The following is a 15,645-nucleotide window of genomic DNA, read 5'->3' as shown; positions in this document are numbered from 1 at the left end:
GGCCTGAACAAGGAAACGGATATGCGTGCACTACAATTGATTGAAGACCGCAAGCTCGAGATCGTCGATGTTGCGCCCCCGCCCGCGCCCGGTCCCGGTGAGGTCACCGTCAGCATCAAAGCTGTTGCACTCAATCACATTGATGTTTGGGGCTGGCGCGGCATGGCCTTTGCCAAGCGCAAGATGCCATTGACCATCGGCGCGGAAGCTTCGGGCGTTGTCGATGCGATCGGCGCGGGCGTCGGCAACCTGCTGCCAGGCCAGCTCGTCTCGATCTATGGTGCACAGACCTGCGGATTGTGCCGTCCCTGCCGTGAAGGCCGTGACAATCTTTGCGAACATGTTTCCGGTGTGCACGGTTTCCACCTTGACGGTTTTGCCCAGGAAAAGGTCAATCTCAAGGCCCGTTTGCTTGTCCCGGCTCCTCCCGGCGTCGATGAAATCGGCGCGGCCGTTGCGCCGGTGACCTTTGGAACGGTCGAGCACATGCTGTTTGATAATGCCAAGCTCGAACCCGGAGAAACGATTCTCGTTCACGCCGGTGGTTCTGGTATTGGCTCGGCGGCAATCCAGCTCGCCAAGAAGATGGGCTGTACCGTCATCACAACCGTGGGCTCGGATAACAAGATCGAGAAGGCCAAGGCGCTGGGGGCAGATCACGTCATCAATTACCGCGAGGACCGCTTCGAGGGTGTCGTGCGCAAGCTGACAAAGAAGAAGGGCGTTGATGTTGTTTTCGAGCACGTCGGCGCCGATACATGGGCGGGCTCGATGCTGTCGTTGCGCCGCGGGGGCCGGTTGGTCACCTGTGGCTCGACGTCGGGTGTTTCAACCAGCATGAACCTTATGATGCTGTTCCAGCAGCAGTTGAAACTTCTCGGCTCGTTCGGGTGCCGCATGGAAAACATGGCTGATGCCATGCAGAAGATGGCGCGTGGCCTTGTCCATCCAGTCATCGACACCGAAGTCGGCTTCAATGACATCGATACGGCGTTGAAGCGAATGGAAGGCCGGGACGTCTTCGGCAAGATCATCCTGCGCGTAAACTGATCCAGAATGAAACTTGACACAAAGCTAGCGCTATTCCGTTGGAGCCAGCGGTTGAAGAAATTCAACTACTGGCTGTCGGCATTTGTCATTTTCGGTGTCCTCAAATTGCTCCGTATGCTGCCCGCGAAGGCGGCTATGGATTTTACCGATGCCGCAGCACGTAGAATTGGTCCCCTGATGGGCCGCCATCGCATTGCGATGACCAACCTGCGCAAAGCCTACCCGGAGAAACCCGAAGAGGAACTACAGCAGATTGCGCGTGATATGTGGGGCAACATGGCACGGCTCACGGCCGAATATGTTTTCCTGGATGCGATCTTCGATTTCGATCCGCACAGCGACGCGCCCGGACTGGTCGAGGTTCAGGGCCGCGAAATCTTCGAACGCATCCGTGACGAGAAGGATCGTCCGCACATATTTTTCACAGGTCATACGGGCAATTTCGAGCTGTTGCCGATCTGCGCGGCGACATTCGACCTGAATGTCACGGCCCTCTTTCGCCCCCCGAACAACCCCTACGTTGCCAAGAAGATCCTTGGGGCGCGCCGCACCAACATGGGGCATCTCGTCCCATCGAAGGCCGGCGCAGCTTGGTCGCTCGCCACTGTGCTCAACAACAATGGCAATGTCGGCATGCTGGTCGATCAAAAATTCAAGCGTGGCATCCCTTCGACCTTCTTCAACCGTCCGTGCAAAACCAATCCACTTCTCGCGAAACTCGTGAGGCAATACGAGTGCGATGTCTATCCGGCGCGCTGTGTGCGTCTGCCCGGTGGCCGGTTTCGGCTGGAGCTAGAAGAGAAGATGGCCATACCGCGCGATGACAAAGGAGCTGTGGACCTCGCCGCAACTGTCCAGGCTCTGAACGACAAGGTCGAGACTTGGGTGCGAGAATACCCCGGCCAGTGGATGTGGTTCCACAAGCGCTGGAACAATTAGTAGTAGTTCATAACTGCATGTTTGGCTTCGGCGAAGAACAACCAGCGCTCGACAAAAATCCCAAGCGTATATGCGACGACGCCGAGAACAAGCGCAATCTGCGCGGCCAGCCCACCCCCAATCGCCAGAGCCAGCAAAAGCGCCAGAATAGGCAGAACCACACCAAAAACGAAGGCGATCATCAACAGCTTTGCGGCGTGTTTACGGGCAACACGAAAGCCCATTTCTCGCGTCAAATAATTGTCGAGCGCATGCGGACGCTCAAACAGCCGGACCTTGCCGATGAAGCCAAGTCCGGTTGCTGTTTCCGGCGTCGAAATGGGCAAGAGTGTCGTGGCGCGTTTGCGCCAAACCAGCTTGGCGATTAACGCCAGGAGGACGAATAGAAGCGCCAGCAATTCCGCGACCAACCCATTCCCACCTAGGAAGGCGCTTGCGAACAAGAACCCACCGGCTAGCGAAAACAACAGGAAGCACAGTGGTGTCAGTTTCGTATGCCACGAGTCCACTGTCTTGAGCGACGCATAGATCATCGACGTGCAATAGACGGTCACCACTGCACCAAACACAGTGATAAACCCCAAAATCACATCATGTCTGTCGGCGAAAATCGCGAGCGTCGCACTCAGCGTCAGGGGAACGAACGTCGCGATCGCCATCACGCCCTCGCGTGACAACCAGCTGGAGCGCCATTGGCTCAAGGCCCGCCATGCACGTTGCGCGTTGCCGAGATGCAAGAGTGAAGCTGCCAGTCCACTGCTGATCAGTACCAGCGAAGTCAAATAGGCGAGTTTGGTCGACTCCAATGATGGATCCAGGAAACCGAGCCCAAGCACAACCGCGAGGCCATAGCCCAGACCTGATAGCGTCGTGAAGACAATAATCGAATTCGCTGGATGCATCGTTTAGATCCGGTCCAACGTCTTGTCGAGCCAAGCGAAAAATCCGCTTGCGCCTTCGGTATTCTCGGCGAGCGGAATCATTGGCGCACTGTCGCTCAAGGACGTGCGGGGCCGAGGTGGAAGGTATTTGTTGGTGGGCCGTGTTCCCTGCTCCGGCATAAGATCGAAACCACCCCTTTCGGCCACCATGATCGAAACATCCGAATTTGGATCGCCGAGATCGCCATAGTGCCGGGCATTGACCGGACACGTTCTGACGCAAGACGGCACGCGATCTACCTGCTTCAATGTCTCATTGTAGATTCGGTCGACGCACAGCGTGCACTTCTTCATCACGCCTGCGGCCAAGTCCATCTCGCGCGCACCATAGGCACAAGCCCAGGCACAGAGCCCGCAGCCGATACATTTTTCCTCATCCACCAGCACAATGCCGTCCTCGGCACGCTTGTAAGAGGCACCGGTCGGGCAGACCGTGACACAGGGCGCGTCCTCGCAATGCAAACACGACTTTGGAAAGTGCACAACGCGGGCGTCGCCAGCTTCGCCGATGATCTGTCCGCCTTCCGGAACGACTTCAAAACTATGGATGCGGTTGAGAAACGTACCCGAAACATCCTCGCCATAGGGATGCTGGTCCGACAACGCACTGCCATAGCCGCCGGTGTTCCATTCCTTGCAGCTGATCACGCAGGCATGACAGCCGACGCACACATCAAGATCGATCACTAGTCCGAGTTTTTTGGCGGTACGATTTTGCGGAAGGCTGGTCATTTTGGCGCCCATTCCTGCCCGTAGCGCAGTTCATCGACTGGTTGCTGTTGGCTGCCGGGCGGTTTGATCGCAGCGAAATACGGTTCGCTGATCTCCGCGCCAGTCTCGGCCTTTTCAATGCGCACGCGCAAATCATACCAGGCAGCCTGCCCGGTGACCGGATCGGAATTCGACCAGCGCATACCATCGGCTTTTGGTGGGAGAAGTTCATGAATAAGATGGTTGAGCAGGAATCCCCTCGTTGCTTCCGGCGCTTGCGGATCAAGTGCCCAAGCGCCCTTGCGCTTTCCGATCGCATTCCATGTCCACATGGTTCTGCCATTCACCGCATCGGTTCGCGCAATTTCACATTTGATCCGGCCGTGATGCGAAATGACCCAAACCCAATCGCCATCTTTCAACCCTTGCTCGTCGCAAATCGTACCAGGGACATACAATGGATTTTTCGTGTGTATCTGTCGCAGCCATGCATTCTGCGAGCCCCAGGAATGATACATCGCCATCGGCCGCTGAGTGATCGCATGATAGGGAAATTCTGCGATATCGACGCCCTGTTCTTCGAAGGGTCGGTACCAGTCCGGTAGCGGATCAAAACAATCGAGCAGGCGTTTGCGATATTGTTCGGGCGCGAACGGTTGCCGAACACCCATCGCCGACAGCCGGAACTTCTGCAGCGTCTCGACATAGAGCTGAAGGGTAACCGGCTGCGGCGCATCAAAGAAACCCATATCAATGGCGAACTGTTGATAAGCGGCGTTGTGGTGCTTGAAATAGAGTGCCTCATCGGGAATGTGCTTCACCCAGAACGCACCGTGATCAATGTAATCTTTCAGCTGATCTTTGTTGGGCGCTCCCCTGCCCTCATCCATGGCATCCGCACCCCGCCAACCCGAAAGAGGGCCGATACCGGGCTTTCGCTGATGATTGACGATATAGTCGGCATAGTCTTTGTACAGCGCCGCGCCTCTATCATCGACGAAACCCGGCAGTTTCAAGCGGGCTCCGAGATCTATCAGCACGGACTGAAACCCGCGCACATCCCTGTCCGGCACCAGCACCGGCCAACGGATCGCGTCGCAGGCGGCGTCAGGTTCGGAGATTGGCCGGTCGAGCAGTGAAATACAGTCGTGACGCTCCAGATAGGTCGTATCTGGCAAGACAAGATCGGCATAGGCAACCATTTCCGATGAATAGGCGTCCGAATAGATGATCTTCGGGATTTTATATTCACCGGTTTTCGCGTCGCGCTCCTCAAGCATCTTGATCGTGCCACGCGTGTTCATCGACGAGTTCCACGCCATGTTCGCCATATACAGGAACAGCACGTCGATCGGATACGGATCGCCGGCGCAGGCATTGGCGATAACCATATGCATCATGCCATGAGCAGAAAGCGGCGCTTCCCACGAGAATGCCTTGTCGATGCGTTGCGGTTTGCCTTCAGCATTCACCAGCAGGTCTTCAGGTCCGAGGGGATAGCCGAGATGCGGCCCCGCAAGAGGTTGGCCAGGCTTCACATGTTCGGCTCTGCCATGCGGTCTTGGGTGGGCCGTCACCGGTTTGGGATAAGGCGGCTTGTACCGATGGCCGCCCGGGCAGTCGATGGAGCCGATGATCGTCTGTAAGACATGCAAGGCCCGCGCCGACTGAAAGCCGTTCGAATGAGCGGAGATGCCGCGCATGGCATGAAAGCTCACCGGCCGCCCGATCATGAACTCATGCTGTTCGCCTTTCATGTCGGTCCACGGTTGTTGGAGGACAATCTCTTCCTCAAAGGCCACGCGGGCGATTTCCGAAGCCAGCCCACGGATCGTACTCGCCGCAACCCCGGTTTCCGCCGCGACTGCATCGGGTGCATATTTCGGATCGAGATATTTCTCTGCCATTAGCCGCAGGACGCTGCGCACCTTCCGGCCATCTTGTGTAACGAAGTCAGCATTGAGATCCGCGACGTGCCCCGGTTCATCGAACCGGACAACCGCACCCGACCTGCGGTCACGCACCAAAGCCTTGCCCAGATCGTCGCGCAGGAAAAGTCCGTGGTCTTCCTTACCCTCATCATCGATCACTAGCCAAGGCGCATTGGTGTAGCGCTGGAGATAATCGAGATCTATCTTGCCAGTGCGAAAAAGTTCATGAATGATCGCAAGAATGAGCAGTCCATCAGTACCGGGCCGAATGCCGATCCAGTTATCAGCGATAGCGGAATAGCCGGTGCGTACCGGATTGATCGAAACAAAGCGCGCTCCGCGCTTCTTGAGTTTGGAAATACCTATCTTGATTGGGTTGGAATCGTGATCCTCCGCCACGCCGAATAACACGAAGAGCTTGGTTTTGTCCCAATCGGGCGCGCCAAACTCCCAGAACGCGCCACCGATCGTATAAATCCCTGCGGCTGCCATGTTGACCGAACAAAACCCGCCATGTGCAGCATAGTTCGGTGTGCCGAAATTTTGCGCCCAAAAGCTGGTTAGAGCCTGGCTTTGATCGCGACCCGTGAAGAAGGCCAATTTTTGTGGAGCGCTCTCGCGCACGGGTTGCAGCCAATCGACAGCCAACGCCAGCGCTTCTTCCCAGCTGATTTCCTTGAATTCGCCTGAACCGCGCGGTCCTGTTCGTAACAGCGGCGCTCGCAATCGCGCCGGCGAATAGTGCTGCATGATTCCCGCTGATCCTTTGGCACACAAGACCCCCTTGTTGATCGGGTGGTCGCGGTTGCCCTCGATGTAGCGGATTTTGCCGTCTTTCAGATGGACATCGATGCCGCAACGGCAGGCGCACATATAGCAGGTCGTTTTCCGAATCTCATCACCAACCGGCTCTGATAAAGCAAGGACTGGTTCTGAATTCATACCCGATGCGCCCCCTTGTTCACCAAGCCGTCTCGATCCCTTAGCGGCAGTCTTGCAAGAAATCTGCGGGTTTTGCAAAGAGCATGCGCGTCCGACTCACTAACATCTTAGCGGGTCTGCGGGATTGCGTTGTCAGGAAAACGGCACCAGTCCCAATCGGACTGTAAAACTAGTGGGCTCATTGCCCGATTAGGGATGGACCAGTCTGCCATTTCCAGGCTGCAGCCGGTGTCACTATATCTGCTGCAATGCGGGCTGTTGCAGAGGCGCTTTAGCACGTTCTGGCCCTAGCCAAAAATGTATCCTCGGCCAGGTTACACAAGTTGGGCTGTTCAACTATCATCAGACAAGAAGTTGCTACTTGCCAAATCAGGAGTGGTGCTGATTTGATGAGGCATGGACGACAAGCTCTCCCGTGCAATTGAGAAACGGCGTGATGACCTAATCGCACTCACGCGCGATCTCATCCGTTTCCCCACTATCAACCCGCCCGGCGAGGCGTATACGCCCTGCGCAGAATTTCTTGCGAAGCGGCTGCAGATGATCGGCTTCGAAACCCAGTTGATCCGCGGCGAAGGCACGCCCGGTGATACCGACCGCTACCCGCGCACCAACGTCGTCGCCCGCTTTGATGGTCGCAGCCATGGCCAGACCGTACATTTCAATTCGCATATCGATGTCGTGGACACTGGCGAAGGCTGGACCGTTGACCCGTTCGAAGGCATCGTCAAGGACGGCAAGATTTACGGCCGCGGCGCCTGTGACATGAAGGGAGGTCTCGCCGCCTCAATCATTGCAGTGGAAGCATTTATCGAGGTTTATCCAGACTTCGCGGGCGCCATAGAGATATCTGGTACCGTGGATGAAGAATCCGGTGGCTTCGGCGGTGTTGCCTATCTCGCCAGCAAAGGCTTCTTCTCGAAGCCCCGCGTCGATCACGTTATCATTCCGGAACCGCTCAACAAGGACCGTATCTGTCTCGGTCATCGCGGCGTCTGGTGGGCAGAAATCGAAACCAAGGGCGAAATCGCCCACGGGTCGATGCCGTTTTTGGGTGATTGCGCCGTTCGCCATATGGGAGCGGTGCTTGAAGCATTCGAAAACGAACTTTTCCCCGCCCTGGACAACAAGCAAACCTCGATGCCAGTGGTGCCCGACGGCGCGCGGCGATCCACCATGAATATCAATTCCATCCATGGTGGACAGACTGACGATTATTCAGGACTGCCCTCACCTAACGTGCCCGACAGCTGCCGCTTGACTATCGATCGCCGTTTCCTGCTCGAGGAAGACATCGCCGAGGTTAAACGCGAGGTCGTTTCGATCCTCGACAGATTGCAGTGGGAGCGTCCGAAATTTCACTACAGCATTCGCGACATCATGGAAGTGCAACCGCTGATGACGGAGCGTAATGCGCCGGTCGTCACCGCAGTTGCTGAGGGAATCCGCTCCGTTTTCGGTCGGGAACCGCAGTACGTGATCTCGCCCGGTACTTATGATCAAAAACATATTGCACGCATCGGGCTACTGCACGACTGCATAGCCTATGGCCCGGGCATACTGGACCTCGCCCATCGGCCGGATGAATATGTCGGCATCGAAGACATGATCGAATCCGCCAACGTCATGGCGGTCGGTTTAAAGATGCTACTGTCGGGATCGGCCTGATTGCCAAAAGCTGGGGAGTTACTGGATGAAATCATGGAAGTTAGCCATCGCCGGTGTGGCAATAAGCTTGGTGATGTCCTCGGCATCCTATGCCGCGAAGACTGATCTTGTCCTCGGCATCGTTTTGGAACCTCCGCACCTCGATCCGACCGCGGGCGCCGCGGCAGCTATCGACGAGATCGTCTATGCGAATATCTTTGAAGGGCTGACACGCATTGGCCCAAAGGGGGACGTTCTGCCCGCCCTCGCCGAAAGCTGGACACAATCGGAGGACGGCAAGGTCTACACTTTCAAGCTGCACAAGGACGTCAAATTTCACGACGGCACATCATTCGACGCCGATGACGTCAAGTTTTCGCTCGATCGTGCTCGTGGCGACAAATCCACCAACGCTCAAAAGGGTCTGTTTTCAGCCATCGATACCGTCGACGTTGTTGATCCGCTAACGGTCAAGGTGGCTCTGAAGCAGCCGAGCGGCGATTTCCTCTACAATATGGGCTGGGGCGATGCGGTTATCGTGGCGCCTGAAAGCGCCGGGACCAACAAGGACAAACCTGTTGGAACAGGTCCATTCAAATTTGATAGCTGGGCGAAAGGCTACCAGATTGTCATTGCGAAAAACGCCGATTACTGGGGAACACCAGCATTGCTCGACAAAGCCACATTTCGCGTCATTCCAGATCCTGCTGCCGCGACGGCAGCGCTCTTGGCGAGTGATGTCCAGGCTTTTCCGGTTTTTCCGAGTTATGAAAGCATCCCGCAGTTCCAAGCTGATCCCCGTTTCAAGGTAGTCATCGGCACGACTGAAGGTGAGACCGTTCTCGGCATGAATAACAAAAAGCCGCCTTTTGATAATCCAAAGGTCCGTCAAGCCGTCGCCCACGCCATTGATCGGAAGTCGTTGATCGATGGTGCAATGTTCGGATTTGGGACGTCCATCGGATCATTCTTTCCGTCCCACCACCCCGCCTATATCGATCTGACAGCGGAAACTGCTTACGATTCGGAACTTGCGAAGAAGCTATTAGCGGAGGCCGGTCATCCTGACGGCTTCAAGACAACGCTGAAACTTCCGCCACCCACCTACGCCCGGCGCGGCGGTGAAATTATCGCAGCCGAACTGCGTGAAATCGGCATCGAGACGGAAATTATCCCGGTGGAATGGGCGCAATGGCTGGATCAGGTCTTCAAGAACAAAGACTATGACATGACGATCGTCTCTCATACCGAGCCGAACGACCTGAATATTTTTTCCCGCGACGACTATTATTTCAATTATGACAGTCCGACCTTCAAGGATCTGATCAAACAAATAGATGCCACATCCTATGGCGCCGAGCGCACCGGACTTTATCAGCAGGCGCAAAAATTGCTTGCAAAAGACGTACCTGCGGCGTTCCTGTTTCAGCTGCCCAAAACCGGCATCTGGGACGCAAAGATTGAGGGGCTATGGGAAAATGGACCGATTCAGGCCAATGATCTAACCTCTGTGAAGTGGCTGGACTAATGCGATCCGGCGCGCCCGTTCGATGTTGAGCTATGCCACAAAGCGAGCGTTGGTCGCCACTTTCACGCTTCTGGTCGCATCTCTTGTTGTTTTTACGATGCTTGAAATCGTGCCGGGCGATCCCGCTCGATTGATGTTGGGAATGAACGCCACCGAAGACGCGGTCCATAACCTGCAAGAGCAGATGGGGCTCAATCAACCGCTCGCTCTACGATATTTCAGCTGGCTCGGCGGGCTGCTCACCGGAGATCTGGGTAGGTCTTATACCTATTCCGTTCCCGTGTTTGACCTTATTGTGGAGCGCGTTGCTGTTTCATTGCCGCTCGCTGCGATCTCGTTGGCACTATCCACGTTGGTCGCACTTCCTGTCGGCATTTTTGCCGCGTCAAAACGCGGCAAGTTCTCCGATACGCTAGCTATGGGAGTTGCGCAGGTGGGTGTAGCGATACCCAATTTTTGGTTCGCCCTGCTCCTGGTCTATCTATTCGCAGTGACGTTGAGGCTTGTTCCGGCCGGTGGCTTCCCGGGATGGGGTGCAGGCTTCGGTGTGAGCCTTAAGTCACTGATCCTGCCGTCCATTGCACTTGCTCTCCCCCAAGCCGCGATCCTTGCCCGCGTCACCCGCTCGGCTCTGCTCGAAGTACTCGGGGAGGATTATATTCGCACGGCTCGCGCCAAGGGGCTCAGCAGGCGGCAAGTCTTATACCGCCACGCGTTGCGCAATGCTCTTATCCCTGTCCTGACTATTCTCGGCTTGCAATTCGCATTCCTGCTTGCTGGCACGATCATCATTGAAAACGTGTTCTATCTGCCGGGCCTCGGTCGTTTGGTGTTCCAGGCAATCACCCAGCGAGATCTGATCGTGGTGGAGGGCGTCGTCATGCTGCTCGTTGCTACTCTCATCCTTGTCAATCTGCTGGTCGATCTTTCCTACGCCATAGTAGATCCTCGATTGCGGGGTCGTTCATGAACATCGGCAAGGCACTGGCGAATAGATCGTTTTGCGTCGGCCTCTTCGTCACGAGCCTGATCGCGCTGGTGGCATTGGTGTCATTCGCCTGGACACCTTATCCGGTGGGCGCCTTCGATATCGCAGGCAAGCTAAAGCCGCCCTCCGCAGCGCATTGGCTCGGCACAGATCATTTTGGTCGTGACATCCTGTCGATGATCATGGTCGGGAGCCGCAATTCCATCGCTGTAGCGTCTGTCTCCGTTGCTATTGGCGCCGGCATTGGCGCGCCCCTCGGCTTATGGGGTGCAGCAACCGGCGGATTTATCGATGAGGCATTGATGCGCTTCAACGATCTTGTCTTCGCCTTTCCCGCCTTACTCTCCGCAGTGATGATCACCGCAGTGTTTGGTCCAGGTGCGATCAACGCTGTTATCGCGATCGGTATTTTCAACATCCCGGTTTTCGCACGTGTTGCCCGGGCTACTGCCCTCTCCCTGTGGTCGCGCGAGTTTGTGATAGCGGCAGGCGCTATTGGTAAAAGCCCGGCGCGCATTACCCGTGACCACATATTGCCAAATCTCGCGTCTCTTCTAATCGTGCAGGCGACCATCCAGTTTTCGCTCGGCATTCTTGCCGAAGCAGGCCTTTCTTATGTTGGACTGGGTTCACAACCTCCCTTGCCGAGCTGGGGTAGAATGCTGTTCGAAGCACAGACAATGATTGGCTTGGCACCGCACATGGCGCTGTTTCCCGGTCTCGCGATTGTCATCACAGTTCTCGGGCTCAATTTGCTCGGCGATGGTTTGCGCGATGTGCTTGACCCAAGATTTCAGTGATTGCCGCTACAAAAGCAGTCCGAGCAGAAACAGCGGCAGGATTGCGGCTGTAAAAATTCCGGTTGTCACGCTAAAGATGTTGAGCGCATCCTCGATGTTCTCGGCTCCGGCATCGCGTCGCCCTGCACCGTTCAGCATCGGCTCGTTCGCCATCACGCCCCCATAGACGCGGGGCCCCGCAAGTGCCACTTCGATCGCCCCCGCCATCGCGGCCTCGGGCCACCCCGCGTTAGGAGAGCGATGCAGCCGCGCATCGCGCATCATCACATTGAAGGAGCGAAGCGCTGCATCATAGCCATGCACGACCCAGGCTGCTGCAGAGATCAGAAGACCTGTCAGTCTTGCGGGTACCCAGTTGGCAATGTCATCGAACTTGGCCGCGAACCGCCCAAAATCACGGTAACGATCATTCAAATGCCCGATCATCGAATCCGCCGTATTTAACATCTTGTAGGCAAAAAGCCCGGGGAGCCCCAGCAGGGCATACCAAAACGCCGGTGCAATGATGCCATCGGAGGTATTTTCAGCAAGACTTTCGATGGCGGCGCGGCTAACCGCTGCATCGTCGAGGGCTTCGGGATCACGTCCGACAATCATCGACACAGCGCGACGAGCACCAACGATGCCCTCTTCGCGCAAGGCTATCGCGACACGCTCGACATGTTCGCCGAGGCTCTTTTGCGCCAGAAATATCGCAACAATCAGCGCCTCGATCAAATCGCCAAAGGGCTGAATGGTCTGCAGCGTGAGGTGGACAAGAAAGCCAATGAAAGCTGCCAGCACCAGCAAACCCAAAATAGCAAGGAAACCATCACGCCGTCTTTCATCGTCAGAACCGCTGGCCTTGTTCAGCTGTTTCTCGGCGAGTTCGATTGCTTTGCCAAATAGAACAACAGGATGGGGAATTTTCCGCCACAACCCATCGGGATCGCCGAAAGTTCGATCGGCCAGCAAGGCAAGAAACAGAATCAATAGATTGATTTCCATGAACAATTCGATCCTGTTGAATCAAAAATCAGCTGGGTATCGCGCTTAACGCAATACGAAGACGTTGCTGCAATCGTTCAGCCTCATTCTCATCCAATGGCAGACCAAAACGCAACCATTGTGGCGCGTAGTCAAATTTTCTCGTCAGCACATGTTGCTCGCATAAAGCTTCGTGGAGCTGCTGAGCCTGTTCAAACTCCACCAGCGAAAACAGCATTGTGCCACCAACTTGGAAAAGACCCGCTTCTGCAAGGACGCGCCCTAGCAACTCACGACGGGCCCTCGACCGTTTCGCAAAACCTGCAAGGAGGATTTCATCGGAAAACGCATGGGAGGCGATGGTTAGGGCGGGACCCGATACTGCCCACGGGCCCAGCCGAAGCCTGAGGGCCCCCGCAATATCGCGCGTCGTCAACGCAAAACCCAATCGCAGCCCCCCCAAGCCGAAGAATTTGCCGAAAGATTTTAGGATGATCAGCCCGCCCATGCCTGCGCAGTCGGTAATGCTTGCCTCTGGATGGGGATCAGCAAAAGCCTCATCAACAATCAGGACACCGCCTCTGCTATACATTCGTCTGGCTAGTTCAAGCAAAGATTCCCTTGAGATAATTCGTCCGTCCGGATTGTTAGGATTGACCACGACTGCAACCTTCGAGGATGGCAGAATGTCAGAAATGCTCGAGCAATTCGAAATTCGCCAGCCTGCATTGAGGAATGACGCACTGTGTTCCTGGTAAGTCGGACCAACAATCGCGACGTCGCCTTTGGCTGCCATAAGATCAGGCAGTATTTGAATAAGCGATTGTGTGCCTGGCGCTGCAACGATTCCGGCCTCAGCCGCCGCGCCATAATATTTTCGGGCGGCGTTAAGGGTTGACGTGAGCAGTTTTTCGTCCGGCAAGCGATTCCATATCTCAAGACCTATTGACGGCAACGGAAACACCTCAGGATTGATACCGGTCGAAAGATCAATCCAGTCGGATAGCGCGCCACCGAAACGTTCCATAGCGCTATCGAGCGCGCCACCATGTTCAATCTGCATTATCTCGCCAAATCAATTATGTGCATATAGGAGCCGCTCACCGATCCGATGCGCAGCCCGGCTTCGCCCAAATCTTCATCCAGTGCGTCCCGAACGCGGAAGAGCCGTTCGGCGACGCCCTCGCGGACAATACTGGCATAGTGAAATTCGTGTCCCGTAAGCTCTGTCTGAAACGGAGCCGCCGCAAGTGGTTCCAGGCGACGATAGCCGAGATGCATCTTTCGTTTTGCAAAGCTTGTTTCAACAGGTAGGAGACCGAGCATCGGGTGTACTTTTCCCGTGGCATCCTCGATGCTCCTGCCCAGCACCATGTATCCTCCACACTCGCCGTATATCGCAATTTTGTCGGCAGCAGCCGATTTCATACCCGAGGCAAAGTTCTCTGACTGGGCAAGGCGCCCAGCGTGAAGTTCTGGATAACCTCCGGGCAGATAGATTGCATCGCTGTCTCCGGCCGGAGCTTCATCCGCAAGCGGTGAAAAATAGCTTATCTCAGCGCCGCGCCGCCTCCAGCCGTCCAGCAGATGCCAGTAGGAAAATGCGAATGCGTTATCACGCGCAACGGCGATCCTTTGTCCAAGAGGCGGAATGCGGGAAACATTCGCCATCGAACCAGCGGGACCGTAGCGATTGGCGGTTTTCTGGATCTGTTCGAGATCGATCCTGTCGCCAATGATATGACCTGCATGCGTGATGAAAGCCTCAAGATCGAGATGCTCGCCGGCCTGAACGAGCCCAAGATGCCGTTCCGGTAATTGCAACCCTTGGTCACGCGGCAAACAACCGAGAACCGGTACGCCGACGGACTCCAATGCAGAACGCAGCATGGTCTCATGGCGGACACTGCCAACCCTATTAAGGATTAGGCCCGCAATCATGACGTCACGGCGAAAATCTCGAAAACCGCTAACAAGCGCGGCAATCGAATGCGATTGCCTCGCGCAGTCGACTACAAGAATAACTGGAAGCGACAGATGTGTCGCAAGATCGGCGGCAGACCCCCGGCCGTCGCTGGCACCATCGAAAAGGCCCATCATACCTTCGACCACGAGCATCTTGTTTCCTTCGGTATGACGCGAAGCCAGCGCACTGATCAAATCCGGCCGCATCGCCCAAGGATCAAGATTGACGCAAGGACTGCCGCTCGCCACCGCATGATAAGCTGGGTCGATGTAATCTGGCCCCGCTTTTGCTGGCGCAATCTCCACACCGAGATTTCGAAGAGCGCGCAACAATCCAAGCGTGACGGTCGTCTTGCCGCTACCAGATGACGGAGCGGCAACGATCATGCCTTTCATCCCGCATCCTTTTCCCGGCGGGTTCCTAGCGGATCCTGCGTAAGCACACGACCTTCTGCCGCGCCGAGCCAGTCGAGAGCCGCGCGTAAGCGGACAACCTGTCCTACCACCACGATGGCGGGAGGGCGGAGGCCCGACTGCTGAACATCTGCCTCGGCTCGTTCGAGCGTTGTCTCAAGTACCTTCTGACGGCCCGTGGTGGCATTGCAAACAAAGGCGATTGGTTCATCCCTGGAGCGACCAGCAGCAATCAGGCGCGAAGCAATCAGGCCGATATGTTTCATTGCCATATACATCACGATGACCGAAGAACCCTTGGCTATACTATTCCAGTCCATCGAATCGGGAACGAGGCCGGTAGAATCATGTCCGGTGAGGAAAGTAACACTCTGGTTGGTTTCGCGGTGAGTGACCGGGATACCCGCATAGGCAAGACCACCGATTCCGGCTGTGATGCCGGGAATAATCCGGAACGGCACTTGATGTTCGACCAAGGTCAATGCCTCTTCGCCGCCTCTTCCAAAGACGAAAGGGTCGCCGCCTTTCAAGCGCAGCACGCGTTTGCCGGACTTGGCGAGTTCGACCAGTCGAAGCGATATATCGCGTTGTTGCGGAGATGGTTTCCCGCCCCGTTTGCCCGCATATTCCATCACTGCCCCGGGACCAGCGAAAGAAAGGCAATCCTCATTGACTAAAGCGTCGTAGACGATGACATCGGCCTGTTCGAGCCCGTTGACAGCATGCAGGGTCAACAGGCCAGGATCCCCCGGCCCTGCTCCTACCAGCCAGACGTGGCCGGTTTCAAAAACTGGCAGCTTCGAATTCATTGCGCTCATCGCTC

General features: G+C 56.0%; 13 protein-coding genes. 6 read left to right on the top strand and 7 right to left on the bottom strand.

Translation table 11 applies throughout. The features are described 5' to 3' along the window. Positions 1-21: 21 nt before the first annotated feature. Both N8E88_RS24880 and N8E88_RS24875 read left to right on the top strand, forming a co-directional pair. Positions 22-1,050, top strand: a complete 1,029-nt coding sequence (locus N8E88_RS24880; RefSeq protein ID WP_262292924.1) for a zinc-binding dehydrogenase — start codon at positions 22-24, stop codon at positions 1,048-1,050. A gap of 6 nt (positions 1,051-1,056) precedes the next feature. Then, complete coding sequence (locus N8E88_RS24875; RefSeq protein WP_262292923.1) at positions 1,057-1,989, top strand: lipid A biosynthesis lauroyl acyltransferase; 933 nt, start codon at positions 1,057-1,059, stop codon at positions 1,987-1,989. Here the strand turns inward: N8E88_RS24875 and N8E88_RS24870 are convergent. From N8E88_RS24870 to N8E88_RS24860, 3 genes are read right to left on the bottom strand one after another with little or no spacing between them, the layout of a single operon-like run. Continuing rightward, positions 1,986-2,891: a dimethyl sulfoxide reductase anchor subunit family protein gene (locus N8E88_RS24870; RefSeq protein WP_262292922.1), complete on the bottom strand. Its 906-nt coding sequence runs from the start codon at positions 2,889-2,891 to the stop codon at positions 1,986-1,988. The two genes, N8E88_RS24875 and N8E88_RS24870, sit on opposite strands and share 4 nt — an antisense overlap. A gap of 3 nt (positions 2,892-2,894) precedes the next feature. Beyond that, entirely contained in the window at positions 2,895-3,662 is a 768-nt protein-coding gene (locus tag N8E88_RS24865) for a 4Fe-4S dicluster domain-containing protein (protein ID WP_262292921.1), read from the bottom strand. Next, complete coding sequence (locus tag N8E88_RS24860) at positions 3,659-6,514, bottom strand: molybdopterin oxidoreductase family protein (protein WP_262292920.1); 2,856 nt, start codon at positions 6,512-6,514, stop codon at positions 3,659-3,661. Before N8E88_RS24860 ends, N8E88_RS24865 begins: the two co-directional genes overlap by 4 nt. A 396-nt stretch (positions 6,515-6,910) precedes the next feature. On the opposite strand from N8E88_RS24860, the gene N8E88_RS24855 reads away from it, so the two are divergent. From N8E88_RS24855 to N8E88_RS24840, 4 genes are read left to right on the top strand one after another with little or no spacing between them, the layout of a single operon-like run. Further along, entirely contained in the window at positions 6,911-8,182 is a 1,272-nt protein-coding gene (locus N8E88_RS24855; RefSeq protein ID WP_262292919.1) for an acetylornithine deacetylase/succinyl-diaminopimelate desuccinylase family protein, read from the top strand. Positions 8,183-8,207: 25 nt separating this feature from the next. Then, a complete protein-coding gene (locus tag N8E88_RS24850; protein WP_262292918.1) occupies positions 8,208-9,689 on the top strand; it encodes an ABC transporter substrate-binding protein in 1,482 nt (493 codons plus the stop codon). Between the two features lie 22 nt (positions 9,690-9,711). After that, positions 9,712-10,659, top strand: coding sequence for an ABC transporter permease (locus N8E88_RS24845; protein ID WP_262292917.1), 948 nt, complete (start codon positions 9,712-9,714; stop codon positions 10,657-10,659). Next, the gene (locus N8E88_RS24840; RefSeq protein ID WP_262292916.1) at positions 10,656-11,477 is read left to right on the top strand and encodes an ABC transporter permease; all 822 of its coding nucleotides are present in this window, start codon (positions 10,656-10,658) and stop codon (positions 11,475-11,477) included. Before N8E88_RS24845 ends, N8E88_RS24840 begins: the two co-directional genes overlap by 4 nt. Positions 11,478-11,483: 6 nt before the next feature. Here N8E88_RS24840 and cbiB read toward each other — a convergent pair whose 3' ends face one another. Genes cbiB through cobA form a run of 4 tightly spaced genes read right to left on the bottom strand, consistent with a single transcriptional unit; the run spans position 11,484 to position 15,640 of the window. Next, positions 11,484-12,464, bottom strand: coding sequence for an adenosylcobinamide-phosphate synthase CbiB (cbiB, locus tag N8E88_RS24835; protein WP_262292915.1), 981 nt, complete (start codon positions 12,462-12,464; stop codon positions 11,484-11,486). A gap of 28 nt (positions 12,465-12,492) precedes the next feature. After that, positions 12,493-13,506 carry a threonine-phosphate decarboxylase CobD gene (cobD, locus tag N8E88_RS24830; RefSeq protein ID WP_262292914.1) on the bottom strand — a complete coding sequence of 338 codons (1,014 nt, stop codon included), beginning with the start codon at positions 13,504-13,506 and terminating at the stop codon, positions 12,493-12,495. Further along, entirely contained in the window at positions 13,506-14,795 is a 1,290-nt protein-coding gene (locus N8E88_RS24825; protein WP_410010700.1) for a cobyrinic acid a,c-diamide synthase CobB, read from the bottom strand. The genes cobD and N8E88_RS24825 overlap by 1 nt, the downstream gene beginning before the upstream one ends. A 5-nt stretch (positions 14,796-14,800) precedes the next feature. Beyond that, positions 14,801-15,640, bottom strand: coding sequence for a uroporphyrinogen-III C-methyltransferase (cobA, locus tag N8E88_RS24820; RefSeq protein ID WP_262292912.1), 840 nt, complete (start codon positions 15,638-15,640; stop codon positions 14,801-14,803). Positions 15,641-15,645 lie beyond the last annotated feature (5 nt).

It is taken from the genome of Phyllobacterium zundukense (genome assembly GCF_025452195.1).
Taxonomy (GTDB): domain Bacteria; phylum Pseudomonadota; class Alphaproteobacteria; order Rhizobiales; family Rhizobiaceae; genus Phyllobacterium; species Phyllobacterium zundukense_A.
The sequence above is the reverse complement of the archived record's forward strand: the minus strand, read 5'-3'. Positions and strand labels throughout refer to the sequence as shown.